30 protein-coding genes and 1 tRNA gene are annotated in these 25,648 nt (G+C 50.7%); 5 read left to right on the forward strand and 26 right to left on the reverse strand.

Translation table 11 applies throughout. From position 1 onward, the window contains the following. Positions 1-156: 156 nt before the first annotated feature. The 10 genes from BEI65_RS13755 to BEI65_RS13800 form a co-directional block, all read right to left on the reverse strand. The gene (locus BEI65_RS13755; protein WP_099063822.1) at positions 157-1,197 is read right to left on the reverse strand and encodes a major capsid protein; all 1,041 of its coding nucleotides are present in this window, start codon (positions 1,195-1,197) and stop codon (positions 157-159) included. A gap of 33 nt (positions 1,198-1,230) precedes the next feature. Then, positions 1,231-1,599 carry a hypothetical protein gene (locus BEI65_RS13760; protein ID WP_099063823.1) on the reverse strand — a complete coding sequence of 123 codons (369 nt, stop codon included), beginning with the start codon at positions 1,597-1,599 and terminating at the stop codon, positions 1,231-1,233. Positions 1,600-1,614: 15 nt separating this feature from the next. Continuing rightward, the gene (locus BEI65_RS13765) at positions 1,615-1,836 is read right to left on the reverse strand and encodes a hypothetical protein (protein WP_099063824.1); all 222 of its coding nucleotides are present in this window, start codon (positions 1,834-1,836) and stop codon (positions 1,615-1,617) included. 590 nt (positions 1,837-2,426) lie between these two features. Further along, on the reverse strand, positions 2,427-2,771 hold the full coding sequence (locus BEI65_RS13770) for a hypothetical protein (protein ID WP_099063825.1): 345 nt from the start codon (positions 2,769-2,771) through the stop codon (positions 2,427-2,429). A 12-nt stretch (positions 2,772-2,783) separates the two neighbouring features. Continuing rightward, positions 2,784-3,095 carry a hypothetical protein gene (locus tag BEI65_RS13775; RefSeq protein ID WP_099063826.1) on the reverse strand — a complete coding sequence of 104 codons (312 nt, stop codon included), beginning with the start codon at positions 3,093-3,095 and terminating at the stop codon, positions 2,784-2,786. Beyond that, a complete protein-coding gene (locus BEI65_RS27160) occupies positions 3,088-3,294 on the reverse strand; it encodes a hypothetical protein (protein ID WP_232519096.1) in 207 nt (68 codons plus the stop codon). The genes BEI65_RS13775 and BEI65_RS27160 overlap by 8 nt, the downstream gene beginning before the upstream one ends. Before the next feature lie 283 nt (positions 3,295-3,577). Beyond that, positions 3,578-5,071 (reverse strand): hypothetical protein, encoded by a 1,494-nt coding sequence (locus BEI65_RS13785; protein WP_157765450.1) that lies wholly within the window; start codon positions 5,069-5,071, stop codon positions 3,578-3,580. Next, entirely contained in the window at positions 5,037-5,204 is a 168-nt protein-coding gene (locus BEI65_RS26990; RefSeq protein WP_198404446.1) for a hypothetical protein, read from the reverse strand. The genes BEI65_RS13785 and BEI65_RS26990 overlap by 35 nt, the downstream gene beginning before the upstream one ends. Positions 5,205-5,417: 213 nt before the next feature. Beyond that, positions 5,418-5,600 (reverse strand): hypothetical protein, encoded by a 183-nt coding sequence (locus BEI65_RS13795; RefSeq protein ID WP_099063830.1) that lies wholly within the window; start codon positions 5,598-5,600, stop codon positions 5,418-5,420. Next, positions 5,597-5,809, reverse strand: coding sequence for a hypothetical protein (locus BEI65_RS13800; RefSeq protein WP_099063831.1), 213 nt, complete (start codon positions 5,807-5,809; stop codon positions 5,597-5,599). Before BEI65_RS13800 ends, BEI65_RS13795 begins: the two co-directional genes overlap by 4 nt. A gap of 1,390 nt (positions 5,810-7,199) precedes the next feature. Here BEI65_RS13800 and BEI65_RS13805 point away from each other — a divergent pair. After that, a complete protein-coding gene (locus tag BEI65_RS13805) occupies positions 7,200-7,751 on the forward strand; it encodes a tyrosine-type recombinase/integrase (RefSeq protein ID WP_099063832.1) in 552 nt (183 codons plus the stop codon). Between the two features lie 14 nt (positions 7,752-7,765). Then, positions 7,766-7,957 carry a hypothetical protein gene (locus BEI65_RS13810; RefSeq protein ID WP_099063833.1) on the forward strand — a complete coding sequence of 64 codons (192 nt, stop codon included), beginning with the start codon at positions 7,766-7,768 and terminating at the stop codon, positions 7,955-7,957. An 18-nt stretch (positions 7,958-7,975) separates the two neighbouring features. On the opposite strand, the gene BEI65_RS13815 is transcribed toward BEI65_RS13810, so the two are convergent. From BEI65_RS13815 to xerD, 8 genes are all read right to left on the reverse strand, one after another. Next, entirely contained in the window at positions 7,976-8,404 is a 429-nt protein-coding gene (locus BEI65_RS13815; protein WP_099063834.1) for a hypothetical protein, read from the reverse strand. Positions 8,405-8,503: 99 nt separating this feature from the next. Beyond that, the gene (locus BEI65_RS13820; protein ID WP_099063835.1) at positions 8,504-8,830 is read right to left on the reverse strand and encodes a GrlR family regulatory protein; all 327 of its coding nucleotides are present in this window, start codon (positions 8,828-8,830) and stop codon (positions 8,504-8,506) included. A gap of 590 nt (positions 8,831-9,420) precedes the next feature. After that, positions 9,421-9,494, reverse strand: a tRNA-Gly gene (locus BEI65_RS13825). Positions 9,495-9,662: 168 nt separating this feature from the next. After that, positions 9,663-11,180 (reverse strand): lysine--tRNA ligase, encoded by a 1,518-nt coding sequence (gene lysS, locus BEI65_RS13830; protein WP_099063836.1) that lies wholly within the window; start codon positions 11,178-11,180, stop codon positions 9,663-9,665. Positions 11,181-11,189: 9 nt separating this feature from the next. Then, positions 11,190-12,288, reverse strand: a protein-coding gene (prfB, locus tag BEI65_RS13835; protein WP_099063837.1) for a peptide chain release factor 2 whose coding sequence is annotated in 2 segments (ribosomal slippage) — positions 11,190-12,212 and positions 12,214-12,288 — 1,098 coding nt in all. Because the reading frame shifts where the segments join, the coding sequence is not laid out codon by codon here. Positions 12,289-12,454: 166 nt separating this feature from the next. Further along, on the reverse strand, positions 12,455-14,188 hold the full coding sequence (recJ, locus tag BEI65_RS13840) for a single-stranded-DNA-specific exonuclease RecJ (protein ID WP_099063838.1): 1,734 nt from the start codon (positions 14,186-14,188) through the stop codon (positions 12,455-12,457). A gap of 6 nt (positions 14,189-14,194) precedes the next feature. Then, a complete protein-coding gene (dsbC, locus tag BEI65_RS13845) occupies positions 14,195-14,911 on the reverse strand; it encodes a bifunctional protein-disulfide isomerase/oxidoreductase DsbC (protein ID WP_099063839.1) in 717 nt (238 codons plus the stop codon). Positions 14,912-14,938: 27 nt separating this feature from the next. Then, entirely contained in the window at positions 14,939-15,838 is a 900-nt protein-coding gene (gene xerD, locus BEI65_RS13850; protein ID WP_099063840.1) for a site-specific tyrosine recombinase XerD, read from the reverse strand. 107 nt (positions 15,839-15,945) lie between these two features. Between xerD and fldB the strand changes: the two genes are divergently transcribed. Continuing rightward, positions 15,946-16,464 carry a flavodoxin FldB gene (gene fldB, locus BEI65_RS13855; RefSeq protein ID WP_085118696.1) on the forward strand — a complete coding sequence of 173 codons (519 nt, stop codon included), beginning with the start codon at positions 15,946-15,948 and terminating at the stop codon, positions 16,462-16,464. Positions 16,465-16,504: 40 nt separating this feature from the next. On the opposite strand, the gene creD is transcribed toward fldB, so the two are convergent. From creD to sdhE, 5 genes are all read right to left on the reverse strand, one after another. Next, on the reverse strand, positions 16,505-17,869 hold the full coding sequence (gene creD / locus BEI65_RS13860; protein WP_099063841.1) for a cell envelope integrity protein CreD: 1,365 nt from the start codon (positions 17,867-17,869) through the stop codon (positions 16,505-16,507). A gap of 82 nt (positions 17,870-17,951) precedes the next feature. Further along, the gene (creC, locus tag BEI65_RS13865; protein ID WP_099063842.1) at positions 17,952-19,370 is read right to left on the reverse strand and encodes a two-component system sensor histidine kinase CreC; all 1,419 of its coding nucleotides are present in this window, start codon (positions 19,368-19,370) and stop codon (positions 17,952-17,954) included. Next, positions 19,367-20,062, reverse strand: a complete 696-nt coding sequence (creB, locus tag BEI65_RS13870; RefSeq protein WP_085118700.1) for a two-component system response regulator CreB — start codon at positions 20,060-20,062, stop codon at positions 19,367-19,369. Before creB ends, creC begins: the two co-directional genes overlap by 4 nt. Beyond that, a complete protein-coding gene (locus BEI65_RS13875; RefSeq protein WP_099063843.1) occupies positions 20,062-20,484 on the reverse strand; it encodes a protein YgfX in 423 nt (140 codons plus the stop codon). The genes creB and BEI65_RS13875 overlap by 1 nt, the downstream gene beginning before the upstream one ends. Next, positions 20,465-20,731, reverse strand: a complete 267-nt coding sequence (gene sdhE, locus BEI65_RS13880; RefSeq protein ID WP_037418284.1) for an FAD assembly factor SdhE — start codon at positions 20,729-20,731, stop codon at positions 20,465-20,467. The genes BEI65_RS13875 and sdhE overlap by 20 nt, the downstream gene beginning before the upstream one ends. 323 nt (positions 20,732-21,054) lie before the next feature. Between sdhE and ygfZ the strand changes: the two genes are divergently transcribed. Next, the gene (gene ygfZ / locus BEI65_RS13885; protein ID WP_099063844.1) at positions 21,055-22,047 is read left to right on the forward strand and encodes a tRNA-modifying protein YgfZ; all 993 of its coding nucleotides are present in this window, start codon (positions 21,055-21,057) and stop codon (positions 22,045-22,047) included. Positions 22,048-22,132: 85 nt separating this feature from the next. On the opposite strand, the gene BEI65_RS13890 is transcribed toward ygfZ, so the two are convergent. Then, complete coding sequence (locus tag BEI65_RS13890) at positions 22,133-22,807, reverse strand: hemolysin III family protein (RefSeq protein WP_085118705.1); 675 nt, start codon at positions 22,805-22,807, stop codon at positions 22,133-22,135. Between the two features lie 183 nt (positions 22,808-22,990). On the opposite strand from BEI65_RS13890, the gene BEI65_RS13895 reads away from it, so the two are divergent. Then, positions 22,991-23,599, forward strand: coding sequence for an HD family hydrolase (locus BEI65_RS13895; protein WP_099063845.1), 609 nt, complete (start codon positions 22,991-22,993; stop codon positions 23,597-23,599). Positions 23,600-23,649: 50 nt separating this feature from the next. Here the strand turns inward: BEI65_RS13895 and BEI65_RS13900 are convergent, their stop codons facing one another. Together BEI65_RS13900 and BEI65_RS13905 are read right to left on the reverse strand one after the other, a co-directional pair. After that, the gene (locus BEI65_RS13900; protein WP_099063846.1) at positions 23,650-24,975 is read right to left on the reverse strand and encodes an MFS transporter; all 1,326 of its coding nucleotides are present in this window, start codon (positions 24,973-24,975) and stop codon (positions 23,650-23,652) included. Then, positions 24,972-25,625 carry an antibiotic biosynthesis monooxygenase gene (locus BEI65_RS13905; RefSeq protein WP_099063847.1) on the reverse strand — a complete coding sequence of 218 codons (654 nt, stop codon included), beginning with the start codon at positions 25,623-25,625 and terminating at the stop codon, positions 24,972-24,974. Before BEI65_RS13905 ends, BEI65_RS13900 begins: the two co-directional genes overlap by 4 nt. Between the last annotated feature and the right edge of the window lie 23 nt (positions 25,626-25,648).

A 25,648-nucleotide genomic window follows, 5' to 3' on the forward strand; every position in this document is an offset into this window, starting at 1 on the left:
CTTTTTATTCAACGCTTCTTCCAGTGAAATATTTAGGAACTTGGCGTGATTACTCTTCTCTATTACAAGTCTCATATTAATAAATTAACCCTATCGATAAATATAACGAATGTTGTTAAAAAGAAAGTCGCAATGCGACCTTCTTTAATCAATAAATTATGCTGCGGTAGTAAATACAATCGCTTGAGGCAGTTGAACCAATGGCAACACTGAAGATTCGAATGCAACTGTTGGGAACGACCATTTATCGTCGGTGGTTACATATTGATGCGTTTCACCCAGTTCTTGCCCCAATGTAGCGTGTTTAACGCCAACACCTGTATGCAAGGTATATACCCCAGCAGAATCTGAGAATTTCGGGATGAATACTGCACCATTCTCGCCGATATACGCCTCTAACGCTGCATCACCCGTGACATCTACAAAGGAAAAACCCTTGAATTTCCAAGTGGTGTATCCCGGTAGAGCCTCAGCAAATTGCGTGTAGAAGTTGCTAGGATCATTGCTTCCCAATACGTATAGCATGGCCTGCGTAATTGATGGGTGATAACGTAGAGCGTTCGCCACATCCCCAGTACACAGCACCACGACAGATTGCAGATTACCTGCCTGTTCCAGCGAAGCACGGCGGATTACACGCCATACATTATCCAACTGCGCAGGGATATTAGCGTTTGCTGAAATATCAATAGTGGTATTTGTTTTAGATTGACCATATTCGGTATAGAAGTTTAAGTCGCCTTGGTCTGCATAATCAGAATATGCCATTCCACCAAGAATCGCATCTTGGAGATACTTTTCTTTGGTACGGTCGTATGCCTTCACCTGTTCAATTGCGAGGTCACTCAACACCTCACCAATCGCTTGTTGGCGATCCATTGATTTACGGCTGACATACTGCTCTACGTCGTGGCTCTCAACGCTGTTAATAGCACTAAAATATTTCATATCGTAGAGGTAAGCAGCACCGAACGGACGACGCACAGCGTTGAAATCAGAGTGCACAGAACGTTTATTCTCAAGCAACATTTGCGACTGGTCAGCAATGAGACGTTGAATTGCAACACGATTGACCGCATGGTTTTCCTGGGTAAACAGATTCAAACTTGAAATGACAAAGTTCTCTTTCGGAACTGCATCATAAATGTCAGAACTTAGATCGTAAACGTAGCCGTTAGCTGGATTTAAAATACTCATATTTATTTCCTTTATTATTATAGTTGGTGGATATTACGATGTGTACACGCCACATGTAGCGAACGAGAATCCCTGAGCTGAAAGTACGGATTTCAGGGCGTCAAGGTCAGCGGCTGCGCCTGCAATCATAGCCGCATCAATCAGCACCACACCAAATGGGCGAGCAGCACAAATGAATTTCTCACCAGCGAATGTTTTTTCGAGGATGACGAAAATATTTTCAGATGTACTGGAAGCGGTAGCAAAACCACCTGTTGATTTATCCAGAATAGAGCCAGCGAGGAAATCGCGAGTTACTGGAACACTCAGTTCAATTTTAATATCAGCCAAAAGGCTGTCTGTTGCATATGAAATCACATCTGCTTTACATAAGTCGGATGCATTGGTATAAAATAGAGGCATATTTCTCCTTGTTAATTATTTTATTTTCAGTTTTTTATTTAATGATGACATGAAATTGTCTTCGGTTTCTTTATTGCTTTTATTCAGCATTTTTGTTACTTCTTCTGTAATCTCCACATCAAGGCCAAATTCATCGCGGGCGCTGATATAGATTTTATTTGCCAACTCAACATCATCTACCAGCAGAGTTACTGCTATCCGATCATCGTTGGACTTTTTAATTTCAATATTATTCATGTTTAATATTCCTTATCAAAAGCTTTTGAAAGTGATTTTGAAAGTTAAAATCACTTTGAAATGACTTTTATTTGTTGATTTGTATATAGTTTCTCATTGTTAACTTTTACTTTAAATGTGACTTTCATTAACTTTCACGGATGCAAATAAAAATATAGCCCTCATGTGAGGGCACATATTAACTAAAAGCAATTAAAGTCAATTAAGAATATCAACAAGGAGAGTTTTATTGATTTAGTAAGGGAGTAATAAATAGCGAGTTGTTCAGGCACTGCTCTAAAATCCCTAATCTAGAGTGCTCTCTATCTGGAATGTTACATCAGATAGCCAAGCTATAAATAGGTGGGTCAGTAAATGCCAGTAAACTAACCCGGAGCCGGTTTTTGAGGGAAACAGTAAACCCATTTTTCAGTGATAAATTTAAATAGCACCCCTGCTACGCAAATCCACCTAACTATTATTAGCACTCGCCCAGAACTGGTCAGAACATAAAGCGGCGTTTAATAACGTAAGGAGACAAATAATATATCCCCATATAGTTATATTAACATTTATAATTGTATTTGTCAATTAAACACATTGACTTATCATTATTTACGTGGTAGGGACTCAACCAATTCGCCAGCACTTTTCATATATTCCATCACAGCGACAGAGAGGAATGAGGGGGCAATGATATCTTGGTACTCCTCAAACTCCTCGTAAATCTCCAATAGTCTAGCGTTAGCCTCACAATATGAACTTAACATCATTTCCACCTGCTCTGGGTAAACTACTGCCCTGCCTACCAAAGTTGAAATTTGTTGTTGCAAGCAGGTTAAAGATACTTTTTGGAACTCATTCACCTTTGCTTGAAATTGGTTATTAATGTTATCCTGTGCAGTCTGGGTCTTTTTAAAAGCAAATAGCTTTGTGCTGTTATTGATGTTCTCCATTTTAATTCTCCTTTAAATTACCTTGTAATTATTTTCTAACTTTTCTAATACTGCACCTGTTAGGGTCATATCCTGCGGATACTCGATAGATAACTTTCTTACTGTCTTTACTGCTGCCCGAAGATCAGCTATTGAGTTTAAAAGTTTAAGCATCTTATCTTCTAAGAATTTATCTTGCGGGTCAGCATTTTTATAGAGGTATTCTAAATCATTGATTATTTCATCCAACCCATCAAGAATAGCGATGCCATTTTTGACCATCTTCTTTCTCAACAGGACGCTGAATATTGTCTCGAGATTGGATAATAGCTCATGGTTACTCATTGCCAGCCTCCCCACCTGATTTCTGGTGCAGGACATCCACGCAATAACCTTCGTACATTTCATTCTGCAAACGATTCATTTGGAGCCAGCCGTTATATTCCAGCTCTGAATAAAAACCGATGGCTTCCCATTTCTCGAGGTTTTGCAAATGATCAACACCAATCAACCGAGGACGAGGTTTAAAAGTAACCCCCTCCATACTGTCAATAATTTCTTTTTCCTCATCAGATAGAGGGCTTGATAATTTATAGCGAGGTTTTGGTGTTCTTTTTATTATCTGCTTGCTGTTACTTTTATTTTTACTACTCCTTAATTTCTTGACGTTATTAAAAATAACAAAATCGTCAAATTGATTTCCATTGCTGCGGCCAAATAGTCCTGTAGAAATAACACCCCCAATTATTTAGTTTTAAATTTTATATTGTGAATTGAAAATAAAAGATACATTATTGATAAAATATTTATGTATAGGATGATCAATTTCACTCCTTCCAATAATTTTTTACTGACCTCAGACTACATCTTAATAGTGCAGCCACATCAATTTGTCTGTACCCCTCTGATTTTAACTCCTGAACCCTACTCCGTGTTTTATCCGATTTACCTTCAACGCTCACGTTAAGGTTTATGCATTTAGCATTTGGGAAGTAATTTTTATGGATATAGTCACGGGTATCAGCATCCAAGAAATAGAGTTTAACTTTGTTGTTTTTATCTCTGTTTCTAACTGTTGTCCTGCCGATCATTTGATAGGCATTCTCACAGGTCATAAAATTTTGCAATGATTGAATCATTGCTTGGCCTGAACCACCAAATTTTAGTGTGAGTTCAGATATTAGATTTTTGTGAGTGTTGTTGAGCAGTGAAACACCTAACCAGACACCACAATCAAAGCCATTATCAAAACTATCAACATGATCCCTTTCCTTCCCGCTTAACTCTAATTCCTCGCTATCCATCAAACCGGCGTATCTATTCAACCCAGAGGTTATAAATGGGACTCGAACTCCCCTGGCTAACCAGTGGTCAGACTGTCGAGTAAAATCTCCAATGGACTTGTTTTTATTGCTGGTGTAGATGAACGGTTCACAGCCGATGTGCTGAGCGATTTTCTCGCACACCTTTTTATACAGCTCGCAACTGGATTTTCCCAGGGTAGACAGTCCCGTAGTTTTGGGTAGAGCTGCATAGAGGGTTACGTTGTGTTGATTGTGGTGGGTATTACGCTCACCAGAGGGCCAGAATTCGACAGGCGCATCCTCAATCCTCCACCCATGGCACTCTTTCAGCGCCGTCGCCAATGGGGAGCCAGAGGCATTAGCACAAAGAAGCATTACACTATTGAAGCCCTGCAAGGCTTTTATGAGTGGTGACCACCCAGCCCATGATAGGAAGAGTTTCCCACTATCATTTGTTGTTATACGACAGGCACCGTTAGTTAATGCAGTATATGTGAAGTCCTTTACTTCAGACACGCCAGAATAATAATCATCCAGTAGTTCCCATAGCTCAGGCTCATATCCCGGTTTAACTGTCGCTTTCCCTTCCTCGGTGATTAACCAGTAATCAGAGAAGTTGGACACGTTAGTCAGTTTTTTAGGGTTACACTGCCCGACTGATATAGGTGACACATGTTCATCCAGATACAAATCCCAGCGTAGTAGCTGCTGGAAGAGAGAACTATCCCTCTCAGCCTCTAACCCCAATAATTCAATGGCCCGATGGGTCACGATGATCAAACCAGTACCGCAACGAATCTCCATACTGAGAGCGCTAATAACGTTCTCACCATCCTCGGACTGTATAAATGCAGGGTTACGGTGTTTTAGGCTTTCTGCTGTTTGTTTGCATAGCGCCAGCGTTGGACACGCTATAATGGAGTTCCTGCGGTTGTAATCAAATGTTTGAATCAGTTGATGCGTTTTGCCAGCACCAACAATACTACTGACTACCTCCAATGTTTTCTGTCCTGTCATTTTCCCTCTTGTTAAGGTTATCTTTTAAATATTTTTCAACCACTTCATTAATAAGGCGAGCAATAGCTTTATTTTGCCTATTCGCCTCGTTTTTTAGTGTGGTAAATTGTTCGCTTGTGAAATTAATAATCATCGTAGCGCTCCTATTATTACTGACTCTGATAAATTTCAATCGCTCTATATGCGGCTGCATGCGTGTATTCTGGATATGTAGGGATCCGTAATAACATTTCATCAACTGTTAATATATTATCTCTGAGAACACCCAGAAATATATCACAGCGGGTGGGTAGGCAATCATCTGGGTATGGTATTGTATAGTTTTTATCGTAGTTACTATCTGTCATTATTCCTCAACAGTTGAATTGTTAATATTAAATCGTTTATTGTACCATTCGATAAACTGGACAATTTCTTTTTTGAGCACGTAGGTAACGAATTGATCAGTAGTCATGCCGGACATATCGGCCATCGCCTCTAATGCGTTTACCTGACCTTCGGTGAGGTTAATATTGAACGATTGGCTCATTCTCCCTCTCTCGCTTTAAGCGCCTCAAGCTTTTGTGCGCTTTCCTGTACCCGATATAATGCAATGCCAAGGCGAATTAGATCTTTATATTCTGTCGATGTTGCGCTTGTCGGCGACAATTTATTAATCAGTCGGCGTAGGTTTTGGGATCCGTCATGAATGGCATTTGCAACATCCTGAGCATTTTTAAATTTCCTATTTTTATTCATATTCCTCCGATTTTGGATGTAAAAATCCCCACCGAGGGGAACCCGGCAGGGTATCTATAAAGTTAATTTACTTGCTACCTAAAACTACTATAACATGTATAGGTGATAATGTCAATATATTATAATAAATAATCAACCAATTTTATAATATTTCTTATTACTGAGAATTTCAAGTTAAAATTAACTACTGGCTATAATGCTGTGTAATCCATTCTAAGCAATCCTGATGGCTTAGGCATACATCGGCCCACCTAATGCAGTAAAAACGATTACAGTGGCGTACAGGCCGATATGCCCCCTTATTAAAAAAGCCCTTTCCAATAAGAGTAATATCATAGGGCGAAGCACTATAAATCATAGGTTAGCGTATACCTGTTCTCATGAGGCGTAGCCTAAGGGATGAACCGGTGCAAAAATATGTAATAGCTATATGATAAAATTGCACCTTGGAGAACTGGTTAATAAGCACCCATTAGTCAATTGTTAATAATCAATAAGCTAACCATTATTAACCTTATCTATTAACTTGTAATTGTTAAGTAATTTTTAACAAGAACTCTTTAACAAGAGATTTATAACAATAATCATCATGACTACACCACTCACTACGCTCACTCATAGCCAAGCTGATTAGCTGATCCTTTACTATCCACTCATTACTATTCACGTTGTTCATAGATAATAAGTGTCCAGCAGAGGATCAGAGCATCCCTGAAAAGGGCTTTTTGCAAAGGGATAGTTAACATCTCTCAAACCCACACCCTACCTACTTCCGTCATATCGCACGGCAAATTACCTCCTAAGCAAAATTATCTCTTTTTGAATCATTCAATTTATTGTTAATTTTCCTTTACAATTTTAGTGAGAATTGATCTCATTTGAGGTGACGTTGATTCTCAATTCCAAAGATGAAATCGGCACGGCCATGCCATCACCGCCCTATGCGACAATATGACAAATTGGAAGTTAGACACTACCAGTACTGCAATATCAGTGAGTTACGTACATGCTGATTGTTGTGTCTATGGCGCAGCCATTCTATTCAGTGTTTATTCACGTTTTATGCAGAATTATTTGGAAGGATATTTTGAAATCATGAAGGAAATTTTTTTACCCTTTGGCAATCTTGCTAAGCACCACTATATCCATAATAATTATTTAAATATCAATTAGTTATAACGATATTCGCTTGGCTATTTAAATAGTGATTAAATAGCATTTAATAGGCTTTAAATACGTTTAAATACCCCTTAATTACCTTTAATTCATTTCTAATGATTATCCTGCTAACTTTGATCATTTTGTGCTGAATGCAACTAGTAACCTATTGAAAATGATCATTATTGTGATCAATAATGATTTATTGAAATGTAAGTTAGGAGAGTGACAAATGAGGGTTGAGGCGTTACGCAGTAAAGAGGAGATCCAGGAATTCAAAACGTTGCTGGTCGAGATGAACAATGGCAATACGCTGTATCGTGATCTTTTCATATTCCTATCCCATACCGGCTACAGGATATCGGATGCCCTGCCGATTGAGTACTCACATATCAAAGGTGATGAGCTGGAAGTTAAGGAACAAAAAACGGGGAAAGTTCGCCGTGTTCGATTACATCCTTCCGTACTGACCATGATTGCAGAGCGCAGGGAGAGACACCCTCACCACACCTTCCTGTTTGAGGTCGAGACCAACAGAGCCAAAGGTAAGGCAGTCAGCCGTCAATCGGTGAGCAAAGCATTTAGAGAAGCTGGGGATAGACTGGGGAAGAAAATCGGAACACATACCGGGAGGAAAACTTTGGGGTATGCTGTTTACAAAAAGACCAAGGATATTGGGTTAACGATGAAAATGCTCAATCATAGCTCCGCTGCAACCACGCAGGCATACATCGGGATAACTGATAATGATGTGTCCAAAGCCATGATGGAAGTGGATTTCTAGAAAGGAGGTTTGATATGAAAAACGCTCTGTACGCCCTTCTGTTGGCTTTAAGTTTACCTGCTACTGCTTCGATAACCTTGATATTGTCAGAAGAACAGGAAGCCTCTGGGGGCGGTAAAATTTGTATTTATGAAAACAGTCAGAGAACAGAGACAATCACTGTAAGCGCTGGTCGCTCCTGCCCCCATACAAAGACGTTTGACTAATGCAGATAACGCTATACTTCAACAAGACTTAATATAACGGGTCAACCTACAATTATCGCAGTACCAATTTGGCGAGTATTGACCCATTCCGTGAGAGAAATGCATATGGACTTGAGTTTTTTCTACCTCATAGCATTTCGGGCAGAATGCTGTTTCATCTCCATCTTTCCAATAGAGATGACCATCAAATCTAAGATTCTGTTTTCCTTCTAACTCCGCTTTAAGCTCACTAATCTCCTCTTCCTTGTTCAACAGAACGGCTTTAAGGCTAACAAATTCACTTTTGACTTCTACGAGATCATCAAGCAGATCAATCAAGGTATTCCGCATCTCAGCAGCAGTAAGCTCATCGTCACCTTTCTTTCGTAGGTTGCGGACTAACTCCACTGATTTATTGACTAGTTCAAGAGTGCCAGAGATAGCAGCAAGAGAAACAGGATCAGCCATTGTTCTTCCTTAATCTATTGTTTACATTGATTAATATGACATCAACTTCTATTGTTAATAGAGGGCACGTTACGCGCCCTTTTCTTTAGCCGTAGGATATTACGCGACTAATGCCGCTTGTAGTTTAGCTGTCACAGTTAAGATCATTTGTGGCTGGCCTTCCATTGAACCTGATAGTTCATAGTGGCCTTCACCTTTTTCTGCGACTTCCAAGTTTAAGTAGAAATTATTGATATTGCCAAAAACAGATTGAACTCGAGGATTATAATGCTTTACCAATAACTTAATTTTATTATCAACGGTTTTCCCTTGGTAGTAAAACCCATGATCTCCGCCATTGATAGTGTTGTCTTTAACACTCACAATCCCTGAACCAAAATCTTGCAGGTTCGATCTGAAATTTACAGCGTAGAGGCCATCTTTCATAATTTTTCCCTTAGGTTTGATTGATATAAGTGCTAAATCAGGACATAAGCCAACTTATCTACGCCCTGACTACTAGCCATCATACCCCATACTTTATGAGTCTTCTACATATTACTGTATAAAAACACAGCATCGTAAGCATGCTAATATTTAGGCAATAAAAGACATAAAGCCCCGTTGGTGGTAACACGCAAAGCGGAGCGTTAGCGACAGCATCAGTGATCTACTCAGAGCGAGGTCTTATCAGGATAACCGTGTATCCCCAAAGGGAAGCGTGGCTGAAACGCTGGCAGAGCCTGCATATCGTGTGCAGGGACGAAAACCACCATGAACCTGTTTAGTGACATCGGGCTTAAATGCGCCTTGCTGTGAGCTTTAGAGAGGTTTTAAGCCGTGATTGGCGGCATCGTCTATCAAGTTGGGCTATCGCAGTTTGAGACGTGGAACTACTGCCAGCAAAAGGGTATGATCTCTAACCAATCAACACACCCTGTCGCAACAGGTGAGCGTGTAGTTTAATGGTAGCAATCAGAGAGGCTACGCCTCTGTAGAGGGCTATTTTAGCTGCATAGTGTAGCTAAAAGAGAACATGGAGCGGGTGAAGGGAATCGAACCCTCGTATGCAGCTTGGGAAGCTGCCGTTCTACCATTGAACTACACCCGCATCGGTGTGCGGCTGCCATTATAACCGGTTATCCCCGTCGGGCAAGCGGAGATAACGCGTAACTGCTGGTGTTTTAAGCAGTTAGCCGCGTTCCCCTCGGTTATCACTCATCAGACGAAAAAAAACCGGCGCAGTCACCTGTGCCGGTTGATATTCATTACTGCGAAGTTATTTCTGCGGGCGCATTGCCGGGAACAGGATCACGTCGCGGATGGTGTGGCTGTTGGTGAACAGCATAACCATACGGTCGATACCGATGCCCAGACCTGCGGTTGGCGGCAGACCGTGCTCCAGCGCGGTGACGTAATCTTCATCGTAGAACATAGCTTCGTCATCGCCGGCGTCTTTCGCATTAGCCTGGTCAGCAAAACGCTGCGCCTGGTCTTCTGCGTCATTCAGCTCGGAGAAGCCGTTACCGATTTCACGGCCGCCGATGAAGAACTCAAAGCGGTCGGTGATTTCCGGGTTGTTATCATTACGACGTGCCAGCGGGGACACTTCTGCCGGGTACTCGGTAATGAAGGTCGGCTGAATCAGATGGCTTTCCGCCACTTCTTCGAAGATCTCGGTCACAACGCGACCCAGACCCCAGCTCTTCTCAATCTTGATGCCGATGGATTCAGCGATAGCCACCGCTTTGCCCATATCAGCCAGATCGGCCAGATCGGTTTCCGGACGGTATTTTTTGATCGCTTCGGTCATGGTCAGCTTCACAAACGGCTTGCCGAAGTCGAACACTTCATCACCGTACTGCACCTGAGTATTGCCCAGCACGTTCTGGGTCAGGGTGCGGAACAGCGACTCGGTCAGTTCGATCAGATCTTTGTAATCCGCGTAAGCCATATAGAGTTCCATCATGGTGAACTCTGGGTTATGACGCGGAGAAACGCCTTCGTTACGGAAGTTACGGTTGATTTCGAACACACGTTCGAAGCCACCCACAACCAGACGCTTCAGGTACAGCTCAGGGGCAATACGCAGGTACATATCGATGTCCAGCGCATTGTGGTGAGTCACGAATGGACGAGCAGAAGCCCCACCCGGGATCACCTGCATCATAGGGGTTTCGACTTCCATGAAGCCGCGTTCCACCATGAAGTTACGCATCGCCGCCATGATCTGAGAACGCACCTTGAAGGTCTTGCGCGATTCTTCGTTGGCGATCAGATCCAGGTAACGCTGACGGTAACGGGTTTCCTGATCGGCCAGGCCGTGGAACTTGTCCGGCAGCGGACGCAGGGCCTTGGTCAGCAGGCGCAGTTCAGTGCAGTGGATAGACAGCTCACCGGTCTTGGTTTTGAACAGCTTGCCGCGTGCACCAAGGATATCGCCAAGGTCCCACTTCTTGAATTCTTCGTTGTAAACGCCTTCCGCCAGATCATCGCGCGCGACGTACAACTGGATGCGGCCACCAACGTCTTGCAGCGTGACAAAGGATGCCTTGCCCATGATACGGCGGGTCATCATACGGCCGGCAACGGTGACTTCTACACCCAGTGCTTCCAGCTCTTCATTGTCTTTATCGCCGTACGCGACGTGCAGCTTGTCGGACGTGGTGTCGCGACGGAAATCATTCGGGAACGCAATGCCGTTCTCGCGCAGCGCAGCCAGTTTTTCACGGCGTGACTGCAACTCGTTATTGAGATCCAGCGCCTGTTCGGCGCCTTGTGGTTGTTGCTCAGACATTTCTGTTCCTTATAACCCGGCTTTCAAACTTGCCTCAATGAATTTATCCAGGTCGCCATCTAATACGGCCTGCGTGTTGCGCGTTTCAACGTTAGTGCGCAAATCCTTGATACGGGCGTCATCCAGCACGTAAGAGCGGATTTGGCTGCCCCAACCGATGTCGGACTTGTTGTCTTCCAGCATCTGTTTATCAGCATTTTTCTTTTGCATCTCAAACTCGTACAGCTTGGCTCGCAGCTGTTTAAACGCTTGATCCTTGTTCTTATGCTGAGAACGGTCGTTCTGACACTGCACTACGATGTTGGTCGGTAAGTGGGTAATACGCACCGCCGACTCAGTTTTGTTCACGTGCTGACCACCCGCACCCGAGGCGCGGTAAACGTCGATACGCAGGTCCGCCGGGTTGATGTCGATATCAATATCGTCGTCCACTTCCGGGTAGATAAACACCGAACTGAACGAGGTATGACGACGACCGCCGGAGTCGAACGGGCTCTTGCGCACCAGGCGATGTACGCCGGTTTCAGTACGCAACCAGCCGAAGGCGTAGTCACCGATGATCTTGATGGTGGCGGACTTCAGTCCTGCGACGTCACCGTCGGACTCTTCAATCACTTCGGTCTTGAAGCCTTTGGCCTCGGCCCAGCGCAGGTACATGCGCAGCAACATGCTGGCCCAGTCCTGAGCTTCTGTGCCGCCGGAACCGGCCTGGATATCCAGGTAGCAATCAGCACTGTCGTATTCACCAGAGAACATACGACGAAATTCTAATTGCTCCAGCTTGGCAGACAGTTGATCAAGCTCAACGACGGCTTCGTTAAAGGTTTCTTCATCGTCGGCTTCAATCGCCAGTTCCAGCAGGCCGGTAACGTCTTCGCCCCCCTGCTCGAGTTGATCGATGGTCTCAACGATGGCTTCGAGCGCCGCGCGCTCTTTACCCAGCGCCTGTGCGCGCTCGGGTTCGTTCCAGACGTCAGGTTGTTCCAGCTCTGCGTTAACTTCTTCTAGGCGTTCTTTCTTGGCATCATAGTCAAAGATACCCCCGAAGAACGGCAGTCCGCACGGACAGGTCCTGAATTCGGTTTTTTACCGGGTTAATTTCAAACATGTTTTTTGCGTTCTTTTACGTTGATGTCGTCGATGGCGAAATGCCATTGGAACCGGTAATTCTAGCGGATCCAGACGTCAGTTTATAGCGAGTTGGTTAGTTTTTGTGGGGGAAGAAAACATGCCGGGGTTTGGCAGAGCAAACCCCGGGCAAAAGCAGCCACAAATTAACGCGGCCAGAGGTGCTGGATCAGTAACTGCACGTTGCGGTTGCCACGGAACTCGTTGACGTCCAGCTTGTAGGCCAGCTCCACTTCACGCACGCTGCTGTCGGGCCACAAAGTGGTGTCGACATTGAAAGCGATGCCGTCCAGCAGCGGGCCGCCGCCGAGCGGTTCTACCATCAGCTTCAGGTGTTTCTCACCCACCAGCCGCTGCTGCAGGATACGGAAGGTGCCGTCGAAGGTCGGTTCCGGGAAGGCTTGCCCCCAGGGGCCTCCTTCGCGTAACAGCTCCGCCGTTTCCAGTGAAAGTTCCTGCATAGCCAGTTCGCCATCAGACCAGATAACCCCTTCCAGCATCGCCGGATCGAGCCATTCCCCCACCAGCTCGCCAAAGCGCTGGCGGAACTCGTCGAATTTGGCCTCTTCCAGCGACAGCCCGGCCGCCATGGCGTGGCCACCGAACTTCATCATCAGCCCTGGGTTCAAGGTATCCAGCCGCTCCAGCGCATCGCGCATGTGCAGACCGGCTATCGAACGCCCCGAGCCTTTCAGAATGCCCTCACCTGCCGGTGCAAAGGCGATCACCGGGCGATGGAAACGTTCTTTAATACGCGAGGCCAAGATACCCACCACGCCCTGATGCCATTCAGGGTGATACATCGCCAGTCCGTAAGGCAAGGCCGTGCTGCTGCGCTCCAGTTCGTCGCACAGTTGCAAAGCTTCAACCTGCATGCCCTGCTCAATCTCACGCCGGGTCAGATTGAGCGCATCCAGATCGTTGGCCAGCATACGCGCCTGCGCGATGTCGTCACTCAGCAACAGCGCCACACCGATCGACATATCATCCAGTCGCCCGGCGGCATTGAGCCGCGGCCCCAGCGCAAAGCCGAGATCGTTGGCTGCCAGTTGGCGTGCGTCACGATTAGCCACTTCCAGTAACGCCTTGATGCCCGGCCGACATTTGCCGGCACGGATGCGGTTCAGCCCCTGATACACCAGAATACGGTTATTGGCGTCGAGCGGTACCACGTCGGCCACCGTACCGAGCGCGACCAAATCCAGCAGTTCCGCCAGGTTTGGCATCGCCAATGCCCGTTGTTCGAACCAGCCGTCGTCACGCAGCCGTGCACGCAGCGCCAGCATCAGATAGAAAGCTACGCCGACACCGGCCAGAGATTTGGACGGAAACTCACAGCCACGCAGATTCGGATTGACGATCGCCTCCGCCGCCGGCAGGGTTTCCCCCGGCAGGTGGTGGTCGGTCACCAGCACCTGCATACCTTTGGCGTGGGCCACGTCTACACCGGCGTGGGAAGAGATGCCGTTATCCACGGTGAGGATCAGTTCCGCACCGCGCGTTGCCGCCTGCTCTACCACTTCGGGGCTCAGGCCGTAGCCGTCTTCGAAGCGATTCGGCACCAGATAGTCGACCGCACTGCCACCCATGCTGCGCAGCGCCAGCACCGTCAACGCGGTACTGGTGGCGCCATCGGCGTCGAAGTCGCCCACCACGATAATGCGGCGACTCGCGGCCAGCGCCTGTTGCAGAATCCCAACGGCGGTATCTATGCCGTCCAACTGCTGCCAGGGCAGCATGCCTTTGACGCTGCGCTCTAACTCCTGCTCAGCCTGAACACCGCGCAGCGCGTATAAACGGCGCAGCAACGGGTGCAGGCTGGCAGGCAAATGGCTGTCGTCCGTCGCCGCACGGCGGCGTAGTTGTGTTTTGATGCTCACCGGCGATTAACCACCGGTTTTGGTTGCGGTCTGATGCGCGTCCAGCATGGCGGCCATCTCTTTCGGCCCCTGATAGCCTGGGATCATCATGCCGTTTTCCAAAATGATGGCCGGAGTGCCCTGAATACCGAACTGCACGCCGAGCGCGTAGTGTTTGCTGATGTCGGTTTTACAGGTCGCCGGGGAAACCGCGTCGCCTTTCATCGCGGTATCGAAGGCCTTGGCCTTGTCGGCGGTACACCAGATTGACTGCATGTCTTTCTCGGCCTGAGAATTCAGCCCCTGACGCGGGAATGCCAGATAGCGGACGGTAATCCCCAGATCGTTATATTCTTTCATCTGCTGGTGCAGCTTGTGGCAGTAGCCACAGGTGATGTCGGTAAACACGGTAATCACGTGTTTTTGCTTTGGCGCTTTGTAGACGATCATCTGATCTTTCAGCGCTTCCAGCTTGCCGGTCAGCAGTTGGTTGGTCACGTTAACCGGCTCTTTGCCACTAACGTCGTACAGCGGGCCTTGCAGAATGTGTTTGCCGTCTTCGGTCACATACAGCACGCCGTTATCGGTCAACACGGTTTTCAGGCCGGTCACCGGTGAAGGCTGCACGTCCGCCTGTTGAATGCCCAGGCTGCCAAGCGCTTTTTGGATTGCCGCGTCGTCGGCATGGGCCGCGCCGGTCACTGAAGCCACCAGCAGGGAGAGCAGCATTAAACCTTTCTTCATTCTTCCAATCCTTTTGAACCCGGCGTATCAGGCACGCGGGTGGTGCTGTTGATGTAGCTGTTTAAGTCTTTCGGTCGCTACATGCGTGTAAATTTGTGTGGTCGAGAGGTCGCTATGCCCCAATAACATCTGTACGACACGGAGATCGGCCCCATGGTTCAGCAAATGGGTGGCAAAGGCGTGGCGCAACACGTGCGGCGACAGCCTCTCGCTGTCAATGCCCGCTAGGATCGCATAGTGTTTGATGCGATGCCAGAATGTCTGTCGGGTCATTTGCTGGCTGCGGTTGCTGGGAAACAGCACATCCAGCGCCTGGCCGTTGACCATCCACGGGCGACCGTGCTCCAGATAGTTTTCGATCCAGTACACCGCTTCTTCGCCCAGCGGCACCAGCCGTTCCTTATTACCCTTGCCGATCACCCGCACCACGCCCTGGCGCAGGCTGACGTCGCTGATGGTCAGCCCGACCAGTTCGGAGACCCGCAGCCCGGTAGCGTACAGCACTTCCAGCATGGCCTTGTCACGCAGCTCCAATGGCTGATCGACACAGGGCGCCTGCAGCAGCGCATCGACCTGCGCCTCGCTCAAATCTTTCGGTAACCGCTGCGGCAGTTTCGGTGAGGCAAGCAGCGCGGTAGGGTCGTCGATGCGCATATTTTCGCGGTACAGGTACTGGAACAGACGACGCATGGCGCTCAGCAAACGCGCGGAGCTGGTGGCCTTGTAACCGCCCTCCACCCGTTTGGCGAGGAACGCCTGCAGATCCAGCGCCTGCGCCTGTAACAACGAAGTGTTTTGCTGGTTCAGCCAGGCGGCCAGCGCCTGCAAATCCAGCCGATAAGAGGCCAGCGTATTTTCTGCCAGATTGCGTTCGAGCCATAGCGCATCCAGGAATTGCTCAATCAACGCACTCTCTTGCTGTTGCACGCGGTCCTCTCTTTGTTACGTTTATGCCACAGGCATTATGCCTTAAGCCGGGACAAATCGGGTATACTCGCTGCAATTCTACCTACGGCAATATAAACGGTTTAAACATGAAGATTGGTCTGTTTTACGGCTCCAGCACCTGCTACACCGAGATGGCAGCAGAAAAAATCCGTGAGATTCTGGGTGAAGACCTGGTCGACCTGCACAACCTGAAAGACGTCTCCCCCAAGCTGATGGAAGATTATTCCATCCTGATCCTCGGCATGCCAACCTGGGACTTCGGTGAGTTGCAAGAAGACTGGGAAGCGATTTGGCCACAGTTGACCACGCTGGATTTGCAGGGGAAAATCGTTGCCATGTATGGCATGGGTGATCAACTCGGTTACGGCGAATGGTTCCTCGATGCGCTTGGCATGCTGCACGATCACATTGCCCCGCTCGGGGTGCAGTTTATCGGTTTCTGGCCGATCGAAGGCTTCGAATTTACCAGCCCGAAACCGCTGAGCGCCGACGGCAAACACTTTGTCGGCCTGGCGCTGGATGATGTGAATCAATACGACATGAGCGAAGACCGGCTGCAACAGTGGTGCGAACAGATCCTGCTGGAGATGGAACCGCTGCTGTAATGCCCATGGGCGCGGCAATGAACCGCGCCCAATCTGGTACTTATTTCCACAACCGGAAGCGATTTTCACCCTCGCCGCTCGGTGTTTCACTATTCAGGCGTGCCGGATCGGCCACCTGATACCAGTCCAGCTTGCGCGTCAGCAGCATAATTCCTGCCAAAATAGCGAACAACAGCCCTGCCCCCAGTACCAGTGCGTTATCTTCCGACTGCAGCAACAGATACAGCACGCCATACAACATCAACAGGCTGGCGGCGAACAGCGCCCCCCGCAACCTGCCGCGCAGTACCGCGCTGAGGTAAAAGGCGATCAGTCCGCTGCAGGCGATACTGGCCAACAGGTAGGCGGTAGCGAAACCGAAGTGCTCGGAGAATGCCAGCAGGATCAGGTAGAACAACACCAGTGCCGCGCCAACCAGCAAATACTGAATCGGATGCACACGCAGGCCGGTCAGGGTTTCGAACAGGAAGAACGCCATAAACGTCAGGCCGATAAACAGCACCGCATATTTCACCGCACGTTCGGTCAGTTGGTAGTGATCCACCGGTTCAATCAGACTGGTGCTGAAGGTCGGCAGCTTTTCTTCGCCAAGAATTTCATCGTCGTAATGGAAAGCGCTGTTGATGTTGTTGGCAAACCAGGTGCTGCGCCAGCGGGCACTGAAGCCTTTTTCCGTCACTTTGCGTTCGTCCGGCAAGAAGTTACCGAGGAAGTTCGGATGTGGCCAGTTGCTCTGCAACGTCAATTCACTGCTACGGCCGAGCGGTACCAGTGACAGGCTGCTGGTGCCCACCAGCGTCAGGGTGAACTCGGCATCCAGCCCCGCTTTTTGCAATGCGGCCAGCGTCAGCGGCGCATGGATCCCCTGATGCAACACATTGACCTGAGTGCCCGGCTCAAAGGTCGTTTGAGACTCTGTGCTGGTCAGTGGCGAGATGCTCTTGATACCGCGTGAATCACTCAATGAAACCAGCAGGAAAGGCTGACCCACCGTCACGTTAGTGCGCTGCAAGTCCGTCAAATCCGGCTGGCCAAACTTCACCTTAAACTGCAGCGGCCCCTGATACACCTGAGTCTGGTAAATGCCCAGCTTGCGCACCTCCACGTTCGGCCTGCCGTTAACCTGTAAAGTCTCCGGCAGCAGATAACGATGATGGCGAACCATTTGCACCACTTTCTGCCCCTTGTCATCCGTCTTCTCTTCCCGCTCGCTATAAGGGATGACAATCAACGGCCCCAAAATACGCTGCGCCCGGCTGGTGCTTTCGCTGACCTGCCCGACCACGCTCTGGCGGTAGCCGCTGCGCTCATCAATCACATTCATTAACTGCGTTACCGGGATGATCATTAAAATCATCAATCCCAGCAGAGTGGTTATTTTCCAAAACAGTACCGATTTCATCATCGCCGCGCTCCATGTAGGTAATAGCGCTACGATAAAAGCCTCAGGTGAAAGCCGGATGTGGTTATGTGAAGGGACGGTGAAGTCAGAGCGATAAGGTGAAAATAGCTGTCACGCCCTGCGGTTGACGGTTGTTCAACTGGATGCTGCCACGGTGCAAGCGCGCCACTTCCTGCACAAAGTTCAGACCCAGGCCGCTGCTTTTCGGCTTGTCCGATCGGGCCAGCGAATAAAAACGGTCAAACACTTTGTCCAGCGCGTAATCCGGAATGCCACTGCCGTCGTCACTGACGGTGACCTGGTAGTGACCATCGAGGCGTTCGCCACGGACACTGATGCTGCCGCCCGGTGGCGTAAAATCCAGCGCATTGTCGAGCAGGTTAGTCAGCGCCTGGCTGATCAGCAATCCATCTCCGCTCAGAGTGATCTCTTCTGCCACATTCACCTGCAGCAGAACGCTGCGTCGCTCTGCCTGCGCCTCTTTGCTTGCCACCGCCTGACGCACCAGCGTCGCCATCGCCAGCGGAGCCAGCTCCAGTCCAGGCCGGCTCTCCAGCCGTGCCTGCACCAGCAATTTATCCACCAGTTGCTGAATGCGCGCACTCTGTTGTTCGATATTGGTCAGAAAACGCTGGGCGGTGGCCGCTGGCGGCTGTTCCTGCAACAGCTCGGCTGCGCCACGGATGGCCGCCAGCGGGCTTTTCAGCTCGTGGGTCAGGGTATGCACATACTGTTCGATGTGGGCCTTGCCCTCCAGCTTCACCCGCATGCTGTCCAACGCCTGCGCCAGCTGTGTCAGCTCATGGCCGCCCATTTTTGGCAGCGGTGCACTTTCACCCTTCGCCACGCCATCAGCATAGTGCACCAGCCGGCCAATTGAGCGGTTGATCCACCAGACAAAACCCAGACCGATCAACAAGGCAATGCCCAACAGCAGCGCACCCGCCCAAAGAATGCGTCGCTCGCTACGCTTAATCACCGGCGCCATGGTGCTGTTCGGTTTACCAACGCTGAGCACGCCGATAATTTTGCCCTGCTCCATTACCGGCGCGGCGACGTACATCACCGAGCTGTCTTCATCCTGCGGATCGCTGCGCGTACTGCGCGCGCCATACTGGCCAAGCAGCGTCAAATAAACATCATTCCAGCGGGAGTAGTCCTGGCCGAGTGCCTTACCGCTGGAATCAAAAATGACCTTGCCTTGTTGATCGGTGAGATAGACATGGTATTCGCTGCGATCCTTGCGGATGCCGGCAATATTGGCACCAATCGGCCGTTGATTGAGTTGGGCAAACGCCTGCGCCAGTTGCCCGTGCGCCACATCGGCGTGCTGCATGTCCAGACGCGCGATCTGCGCCAGCAGGTTGGCGGTATCCACCAGCGTGCCTTCGGTCGCACGCCGCACCCCGGGCTTCACTTCCTGCACGAAAATACTCAGCACGAAATAGCCCGCTACCGCCACGATCAGGAAATACCCCAACAGCAGCCGCAGGCCTATTCTCATGACTGGCGGCTCACGCTGTAGCCGAGACCGCGGTGGGTGTGGATAGGCGGTTCCGCAGGGTCGATGGCTCGCAGCTTGGCGCGCAGCGTTTTGATATGGGTGTCGACGGTGCGATCCAGGCTCTCTTCGGCCAGCGCCCAGACGCTTTCCATCAATTGTTGGCGTGAGAATACCCGGCCGGGTGCCAGCAACAGGGTTTTCAACAGCAGAAATTCGTAACGGGTCAGCGGCAGTGGCTGCTGATGGTAATAGATGGCCGCGGCCTGTTCATCCAGGCCAAAAGGACCGAAGCTGTACAGTGCAGGCTGCTGCAGGCGCTGCTGTTTTTGCAGACGACGCAGAATGGTGCGCACCCGGGCGCTGACCTCTCGTGGAGAGAAGGGTTTGGCGACATAATCGTCGGCGCCGATTTCCAGCCCAATCAGGCGATCAACCTCATCGCTGCGGGCGGTGAGAAACAAAATCGGTAAATCCGCCGACTGTGATAACAGCCGACGGCAGAGTTCAAAACCATTGATGTCCGGCAGGCCAACATCGAGGATCGCCAGCGCAGGTGCCCCTTGCGCCAACGCCTGTAATGCCGGCTCACCACGTTCGAACCAGCGCACCTGGAAGCCTTCGCTCTCCAGGGTATAAATCAGCGTATCGGCAATGCTGGGCTCATCTTCCACCAGCCAGAGCGTCGGCTTCATCAGGGTTCCTCGTCATCACTGGCCGGCGGATAGAGCAACTGCTGGCGCAGATGCCGCCAATCGGCTTTGGCCATGGCATCGGATGCCAGCCACAGTCGACGGCGCTTTTTGCCCCCCACGGGTTGCAAGGTCAGCAGAATGCCGTAACGCGGCATCCAGGGCTGCTTCACCAGTTGCCATTCCTGGCCGTGCCAACCCAGACGTTGGTTTTCCAGCAGGCGTAGTTCGCCCTGCCGCGACGCAATGCGCTTTTGGCTGCGAATGCACTCAAACACCACCAGCGTCAGCAACACCAGCCAGATCGGCCCGTAGCCTTCCGGCCAGGGTGAAATCAGGATCAGCAGGATCAGTGCGCCGTGTGTCAGCAACGAAAGTAACTGGGTGCGCCAGGAAATACGGACGTCACATCGCCACTGGGCCACGGTCTTTATTTCGCGTCTGGATCAGTGTCACCATTCTCTGCAGTTCACTGTCCTGCGGAGCGCCATGATTCATCAGCCAGTTGAAGAGATCGGGATCGTCGGACTCCAGCAGGCGGATAAACAGCGCTTTGTCTGTATCATTCAACTGGTCGTATTCATACTCGAAGAACGGCATGATGGAGATGTCCAGCTCGCGCATACCACGGCGACAAGCCCAGTGGATGCGTGCTTTGTTATTAATATCCATGTTGTTATGACTAACCTCTTTTCAGCGTGGCAACGCCATCGCAGGGTTCAACTGACACACTGTATGGCAACACCGGCGCGATATAATTCCATCAGCCAAAGATCTGTCTGCAAGGGTAACCCTTGGCCGCAAGCCTATAGAGTAACAATTTGACATACTCGCCGGGAAGGACGTTCTCTGTGTAAAGCGTAATAAGGCGCTAAATGTCAAAAAAAGCGCTGCCAGAGAAGCAAGCGTGAATAACAGTTTGCAAAGCCCGCCGCCTCTTTTACCATGGGGTCAACACACCTTCAGGTAAGCTAAACGTTAAGCAGGATCTTACTATGGCGTATAAAATTCCATTTCCACCCCGTCAGCCCTCCGCTTCTTCCCATCTGCCCCTGACCCTGATCTCGCTGGAAGATTGGGCAATGGTGACTCTGAACGGACCGGATACGGTGAAATACCTTCAGGGCCAGGTGACCGCCGATATCGAAGCGCTGCCGGCCGATAGTCATGTGTTGTGCGGCCACTGCGATGCCAAGGGCAAAATGTGGAGCAATCTGCGTTTGTTCCATCGCGGTGAAGGCTTTGCCTATCTGGAACGCCGCAGCGTGCTGGACAGCCAACTGGCAGAAATCAAGAAGTACGCAGTGTTTTCCAAACTCACCATTGCCGCCGACAACGAAGCCGTCTTATTGGGCGTCGCCGGTTTTCAGGCACGTGCGGCGCTGGCGGGGGTGTTCAACAGCCTGCCGGATGCTGAACATCAGGTGGTGCAGGACGGTGAAACCACGCTGTTGCACTTCTCTTTACCGGCGGAACGTTTTCTGCTGGTTACCACCGCTGCCATTGCCGAACAGTTGGCTGACAAGCTGCACGAACAGGCAGAACTGAACGACAGTCAACAGTGGCTGACGCTGGATATCGAAGCCGGTTACCCGGTAATTGATACCGCCAACAGCGGGCAATTGATCCCACAGGCCACCAACCTGCAGGCGCTGGAAGGCATCAGTTTCAGCAAGGGTTGCTACACCGGTCAGGAAATGGTGGCTCGTGCCAAGTTCCGCGGTGCCAACAAGCGTGCGTTGTACTGGCTGGAAGGCAAAGCCGGGCGAGTGCCACAGGCCGCTGAAGACGTGGAGTTGCAACTGGGTGAGAACTGGCGCCGTACCGGTACGGTGCTGAGTGCTGCCAAGCTGGCCGACGGCACCCTGTGGGTACAGGTAGTGTTGAATAACGATCTGGATGCCGACAGCAAGCTACGGGTTCGCGATGATGCCGCCAGCCAACTGGCCATCAAACCGCTGCCGTATTCGTTGATAGAAGAAAAATAGGGGCAGTTCAGAGCTTCTTAATCTATCCGCAATAGATTTCGCACTGCAGCCAGCAACGCTGCGGTGCGAAAGATATCAGCGGAGATCAGACGTACAGATAAATAGCCATAAAATGGCACAGGCTGCCGCCGAGCACGAAACCATGCCAAATGGCGTGACCGAAGCGGAAACGCTTTGATGCATAGAAGATCACTCCCAGGGTATAAACCACGCCCCCTACCGCCAGCAGCGTCACACCGCCCAACGCCAGACGGGTCGCCAGCTGATAAATCACGATCAGCGACAGCCAGCCCATGGTCAGATAGGTCACCAACGACAGCGCTTCAAAACGGTGGGCAAAGGCCAGCTTGAACAATACGCCCAGCAACGCCAATCCCCAGATTACCGCCATCAGCCCTTTTGCTAACGGTGAGTTCAGCCCCACCAACAAAAATGGCGTGTAGGTACCGGCAATCAAAAGATAAATGGCGCAGTGGTCAAATTTTTTCAGCCAGTGCTTGGCCTTTTGGTGGGGAATGGCATGGTAGAGCGTGGAGGCAAGGAACAGCAGGATCATGCTGCCGCCATAGAGACTGTAACTGGCGATGGCCGTCACATCAGCGCCGGTATCGACCGCCTGAACTAACAGCAGAACCAGGCCGACAATGCCGAAAACCAGACCGATGCCATGACTGATACTATTAGCGATCTCTTCCGCCCACGGATAGGCCGCAGCGGCAATTTTTTCGCTACCGGCTTTTACTACGCCCGTTTTTCCCATAAAGCACAACCCCTCAAAACAGCCAACATTGTTCGAAATTACCGCAAAACAGCTTAACTGAGAATAATTTCAGTGTACACGTGTACGCTAAAATAAAACTGTGTGCGCGTGTAACCATCGAAATCCCTCGCCCACTGGTCTACAATCGTTCGGCTTCAACCCATCTACCTTGAGGTTTACACCATGTCATCCGCTGTACCCGCGTTAGATTTCGGCTCCATGACCCAGGTCATCCAGTTCCTGATGGAAATCGACAAGTTGAAAAGCGTGCAACGCCGCACCAAAGTGCTGGGCACTCAACGCCAGGAAAACTCCGCCGAACACAGCTGGCACTTTGCTATTGGCGCCCTGAGCCTGGCGCCTTACGCCGGTGAAGGCGTGGATATCCAACGGGTGATCCAGATGGCGCTGCTGCATGACATCGTTGAGATCGATGCCGGTGACGTGCTGGTCTACGATCTGGCGGCCCGCGCAGCGATCCATGATAAAGAAGTGGCGGCAGCCCGCCGGTTGTTCGGTATGCTGCCAGACACTCAGCGCGAGTATTTCACCGCTTTATGGCAGGAGTATGAAGATGGTGAGAGCGCCGACGCGCGTTTCGCACTGGTGCTGGATCGCACCATGCCAATGCTGATGAACCTGCATAACGAAGGCCAAAGCTGGGTCGAAAATGGCATCAGTCTGGAGCAGGTGCTGTCGCGTAACGCGGCCATTGCCGATGTCCAGCCAGAGCTATGGAAGTATCTGCTGCAACACCTGCAGGACGCTCAACGCAAAGGCTGGCTGAAGTAACGCTGCTGCTGTTGAGACAAGCCGGGTGATCCTCTCACCCGGCAAGCCATTCACAACGGCTTGTGGGCCGTTTCCTTTGCGGCAATCACCGCCCACAGCGTGATCAACAACGCCACCACCACATAGGCCGAGATCGCCAGCGTGCTGTCGTAAGACTTGAATAACGATGCGATAATCAAGGGTGCAAAACCACCACCGATAATACCTGCCAGCGTATAAGCCAACGACGATCCCGCATAGCGCACCCGGGTCGGGAACTGTTCAGTGATAAAAGCCGCCTGCGGGCCGTACATCGCCGCATGGATCAACAACCCCACCACCACCGCCAGGCAGATCAGCACCGGCTGGCTACTGTCGAGCAGTATAAAGAACACAAATGCCCAAACCATCGCCGCCAGCGCCCCGCCGATATACACCGGTCGACGACCAAAGCGATCGGACAGTGCGCCAAACATCGGTACGGTAATCGCGTTACCGATCGCCCCCAACATGGTTGCGGCCAACGCCAGCGGGCGCGGCAGGTTCAGTACCGTGGTGACATAGGTCAGGGTAAAGACCACCACCAGCGCATACAGCACGTCGGAACCGATACGCGAGCCACCGGCAATCAACAATGGACGCCGATGCTGGGTGAAGACCTCGCGGATCGGCGAATGGGTAACGTCTTTGGACGCCTCCAGTTTCAGAAACGCCGGCGTTTCCCCCACCCCACGGCGCAACCACAGGCCAAATACCACCAACACCAGGCTAAGCAGGAAAGGAATACGCCAACCCCACTGCTGGAAATCTTCTGCCGACATCGCTACCGTCACCAGCGTGATCAAACCGGTGCCGATCAGGGTCCCACAGGAAGGGCCGACCTGAGCAAAGGAGGCGTTACGCCCACGCTGATGAGGTTTACCGTGTTCCATCGACAGCAATACTGCCCCCGCCCATTCGCCTCCCAACGCAATCCCCTGAATAAAGCGCAGCGTGACCAACAGCAGTGGGCTCCAAATGCCCCAACTGGCATAACCCGGCAGCAGCCCCATCAGCGCGGTCGTCACGCCCATGATCACCAGCGTGGTCACCAGGACAAAACGGCGCCCCAGCACGTCGCCGAGATGACCAAACACGATGCCGCCAATCGGCCGTGAAACATAACCGACCGCGTAGGTGGAAAACGCCAAAATAGTGCCCACCAGCGGATCGAACGATGGGAAAAACACGTGGTTGAAAATCAGCGCCGCCATGATGTTGTAGACGGTGAAGTCATACCATTCCAGTGCGGTGCCGATCGAACTGGCCGCGGCCAGCTTGCCGGTATTCGGTGGATGCGCGGCAGTATCGTCGGCAGATAAATCCGCGGTCGGTGTTTCCGTGGTTGAAGTGCTCATGATGACAGCTCCTGCGTGGTCAGTTGCCAGCCAAGGGCATAATGCACCGCATCGGTGGCGGGGATTTTCAAGTGGTGACAGGCCAGCTCATTCAGCCGCTGGCCGGCTTCGGCACTGCTGCTTTCGATCAACAGCATCGGCAACAACTGGCGATTTTCTCGCGACTCTTTCGGCAGCGGCGAGCTGAGTTCAACATCCGGCGACAGCAGGCTGCTGCGCACAAAACCGGGTTGCTCGGCCAGCATAGTCCCCAAATGATGAATACCGGCTTTCAGGACTTCCGGTGCCGCCGGCTCCAGGGTAACAATGGCCAAATGGCTGCCGCAGCCCTGCCCGGTCACCGCCTCTACCGCACAGACCCGGCGCATTGGGTCGCGCATTTTGTCGAGGCTCGCCACCGACCAGGGGGTCTGTTGGTTAAACGCGGCGCGGTAAGCCGCCGAGGTAAAACTGGCCAGGGATTCGGTTTTATACAGCCCCAGGTATTTACGCCCGCCTTGTAGCGCCTGATAACGCGTGCCCGACAAAAAACCGGGCATCCGTACCCGCTCTTCCACGTGCTCACGGTCGTACCACTGATTGAAATCCGCCTCGTCCTGCGCGGCGACATCTGTTGCGACAAACAGCATTCCGTTCGGGGAACCGGTCATGGGTACTCTCCTGTTAGCTCAAA

This window comes from Serratia sp. BW106 (assembly GCF_002607755.1).
GTDB lineage: Bacteria > Pseudomonadota > Gammaproteobacteria > Enterobacterales > Enterobacteriaceae > Serratia > Serratia proteamaculans.

Excerpts from the sequence above, each read along its gene's own strand:
- BEI65_RS13755 (WP_099063822.1), bottom strand. The coding sequence starts at position 1,197 with ATGAGTATTTTAAATCCAGCTAACGGCTACGTTTACGATCTAAGTTCT.
- BEI65_RS13760 (WP_099063823.1), bottom strand. The coding sequence starts at position 1,599 with ATGCCTCTATTTTATACCAATGCATCCGACTTATGTAAAGCAGATGTG.
- BEI65_RS13765 (WP_099063824.1), bottom strand. The coding sequence starts at position 1,836 with ATGAATAATATTGAAATTAAAAAGTCCAACGATGATCGGATAGCAGTA.
- BEI65_RS13770 (WP_099063825.1), bottom strand. The coding sequence starts at position 2,771 with ATGGAGAACATCAATAACAGCACAAAGCTATTTGCTTTTAAAAAGACC.
- BEI65_RS13775 (WP_099063826.1), bottom strand. The coding sequence starts at position 3,095 with ATGAGTAACCATGAGCTATTATCCAATCTCGAGACAATATTCAGCGTC.
- BEI65_RS27160 (WP_232519096.1), bottom strand. The coding sequence starts at position 3,294 with ATGGAGGGGGTTACTTTTAAACCTCGTCCTCGGTTGATTGGTGTTGAT.
- BEI65_RS13785 (WP_157765450.1), bottom strand. The coding sequence starts at position 5,071 with ATGACAGGACAGAAAACATTGGAGGTAGTCAGTAGTATTGTTGGTGCT.
- BEI65_RS26990 (WP_198404446.1), bottom strand. The coding sequence starts at position 5,204 with ATGATTATTAATTTCACAAGCGAACAATTTACCACACTAAAAAACGAG.
- BEI65_RS13795 (WP_099063830.1), bottom strand. The coding sequence starts at position 5,600 with ATGAGCCAATCGTTCAATATTAACCTCACCGAAGGTCAGGTAAACGCA.
- BEI65_RS13800 (WP_099063831.1), bottom strand. The coding sequence starts at position 5,809 with ATGAATAAAAATAGGAAATTTAAAAATGCTCAGGATGTTGCAAATGCC.
- BEI65_RS13805 (WP_099063832.1), top strand. The coding sequence starts at position 7,200 with ATGAGGGTTGAGGCGTTACGCAGTAAAGAGGAGATCCAGGAATTCAAA.
- BEI65_RS13810 (WP_099063833.1), top strand. The coding sequence starts at position 7,766 with ATGAAAAACGCTCTGTACGCCCTTCTGTTGGCTTTAAGTTTACCTGCT.
- BEI65_RS13815 (WP_099063834.1), bottom strand. The coding sequence starts at position 8,404 with ATGGCTGATCCTGTTTCTCTTGCTGCTATCTCTGGCACTCTTGAACTA.
- BEI65_RS13820 (WP_099063835.1), bottom strand. The coding sequence starts at position 8,830 with ATGAAAGATGGCCTCTACGCTGTAAATTTCAGATCGAACCTGCAAGAT.
- lysS (WP_099063836.1), bottom strand. The coding sequence starts at position 11,180 with ATGTCTGAGCAACAACCACAAGGCGCCGAACAGGCGCTGGATCTCAAT.
- dsbC (WP_099063839.1), bottom strand. The coding sequence starts at position 14,911 with ATGAAGAAAGGTTTAATGCTGCTCTCCCTGCTGGTGGCTTCAGTGACC.
- fldB (WP_085118696.1), top strand. The coding sequence starts at position 15,946 with ATGAAGATTGGTCTGTTTTACGGCTCCAGCACCTGCTACACCGAGATG.
- creD (WP_099063841.1), bottom strand. The coding sequence starts at position 17,869 with ATGATGAAATCGGTACTGTTTTGGAAAATAACCACTCTGCTGGGATTG.
- creC (WP_099063842.1), bottom strand. The coding sequence starts at position 19,370 with ATGAGAATAGGCCTGCGGCTGCTGTTGGGGTATTTCCTGATCGTGGCG.
- creB (WP_085118700.1), bottom strand. The coding sequence starts at position 20,062 with ATGAAGCCGACGCTCTGGCTGGTGGAAGATGAGCCCAGCATTGCCGAT.
- sdhE (WP_037418284.1), bottom strand. The coding sequence starts at position 20,731 with ATGGATATTAATAACAAAGCACGCATCCACTGGGCTTGTCGCCGTGGT.
- ygfZ (WP_099063844.1), top strand. The coding sequence starts at position 21,055 with ATGGCGTATAAAATTCCATTTCCACCCCGTCAGCCCTCCGCTTCTTCC.
- BEI65_RS13890 (WP_085118705.1), bottom strand. The coding sequence starts at position 22,807 with ATGGGAAAAACGGGCGTAGTAAAAGCCGGTAGCGAAAAAATTGCCGCT.
- BEI65_RS13895 (WP_099063845.1), top strand. The coding sequence starts at position 22,991 with ATGTCATCCGCTGTACCCGCGTTAGATTTCGGCTCCATGACCCAGGTC.
- BEI65_RS13900 (WP_099063846.1), bottom strand. The coding sequence starts at position 24,975 with ATGAGCACTTCAACCACGGAAACACCGACCGCGGATTTATCTGCCGAC.
- BEI65_RS13905 (WP_099063847.1), bottom strand. The coding sequence starts at position 25,625 with ATGACCGGTTCCCCGAACGGAATGCTGTTTGTCGCAACAGATGTCGCC.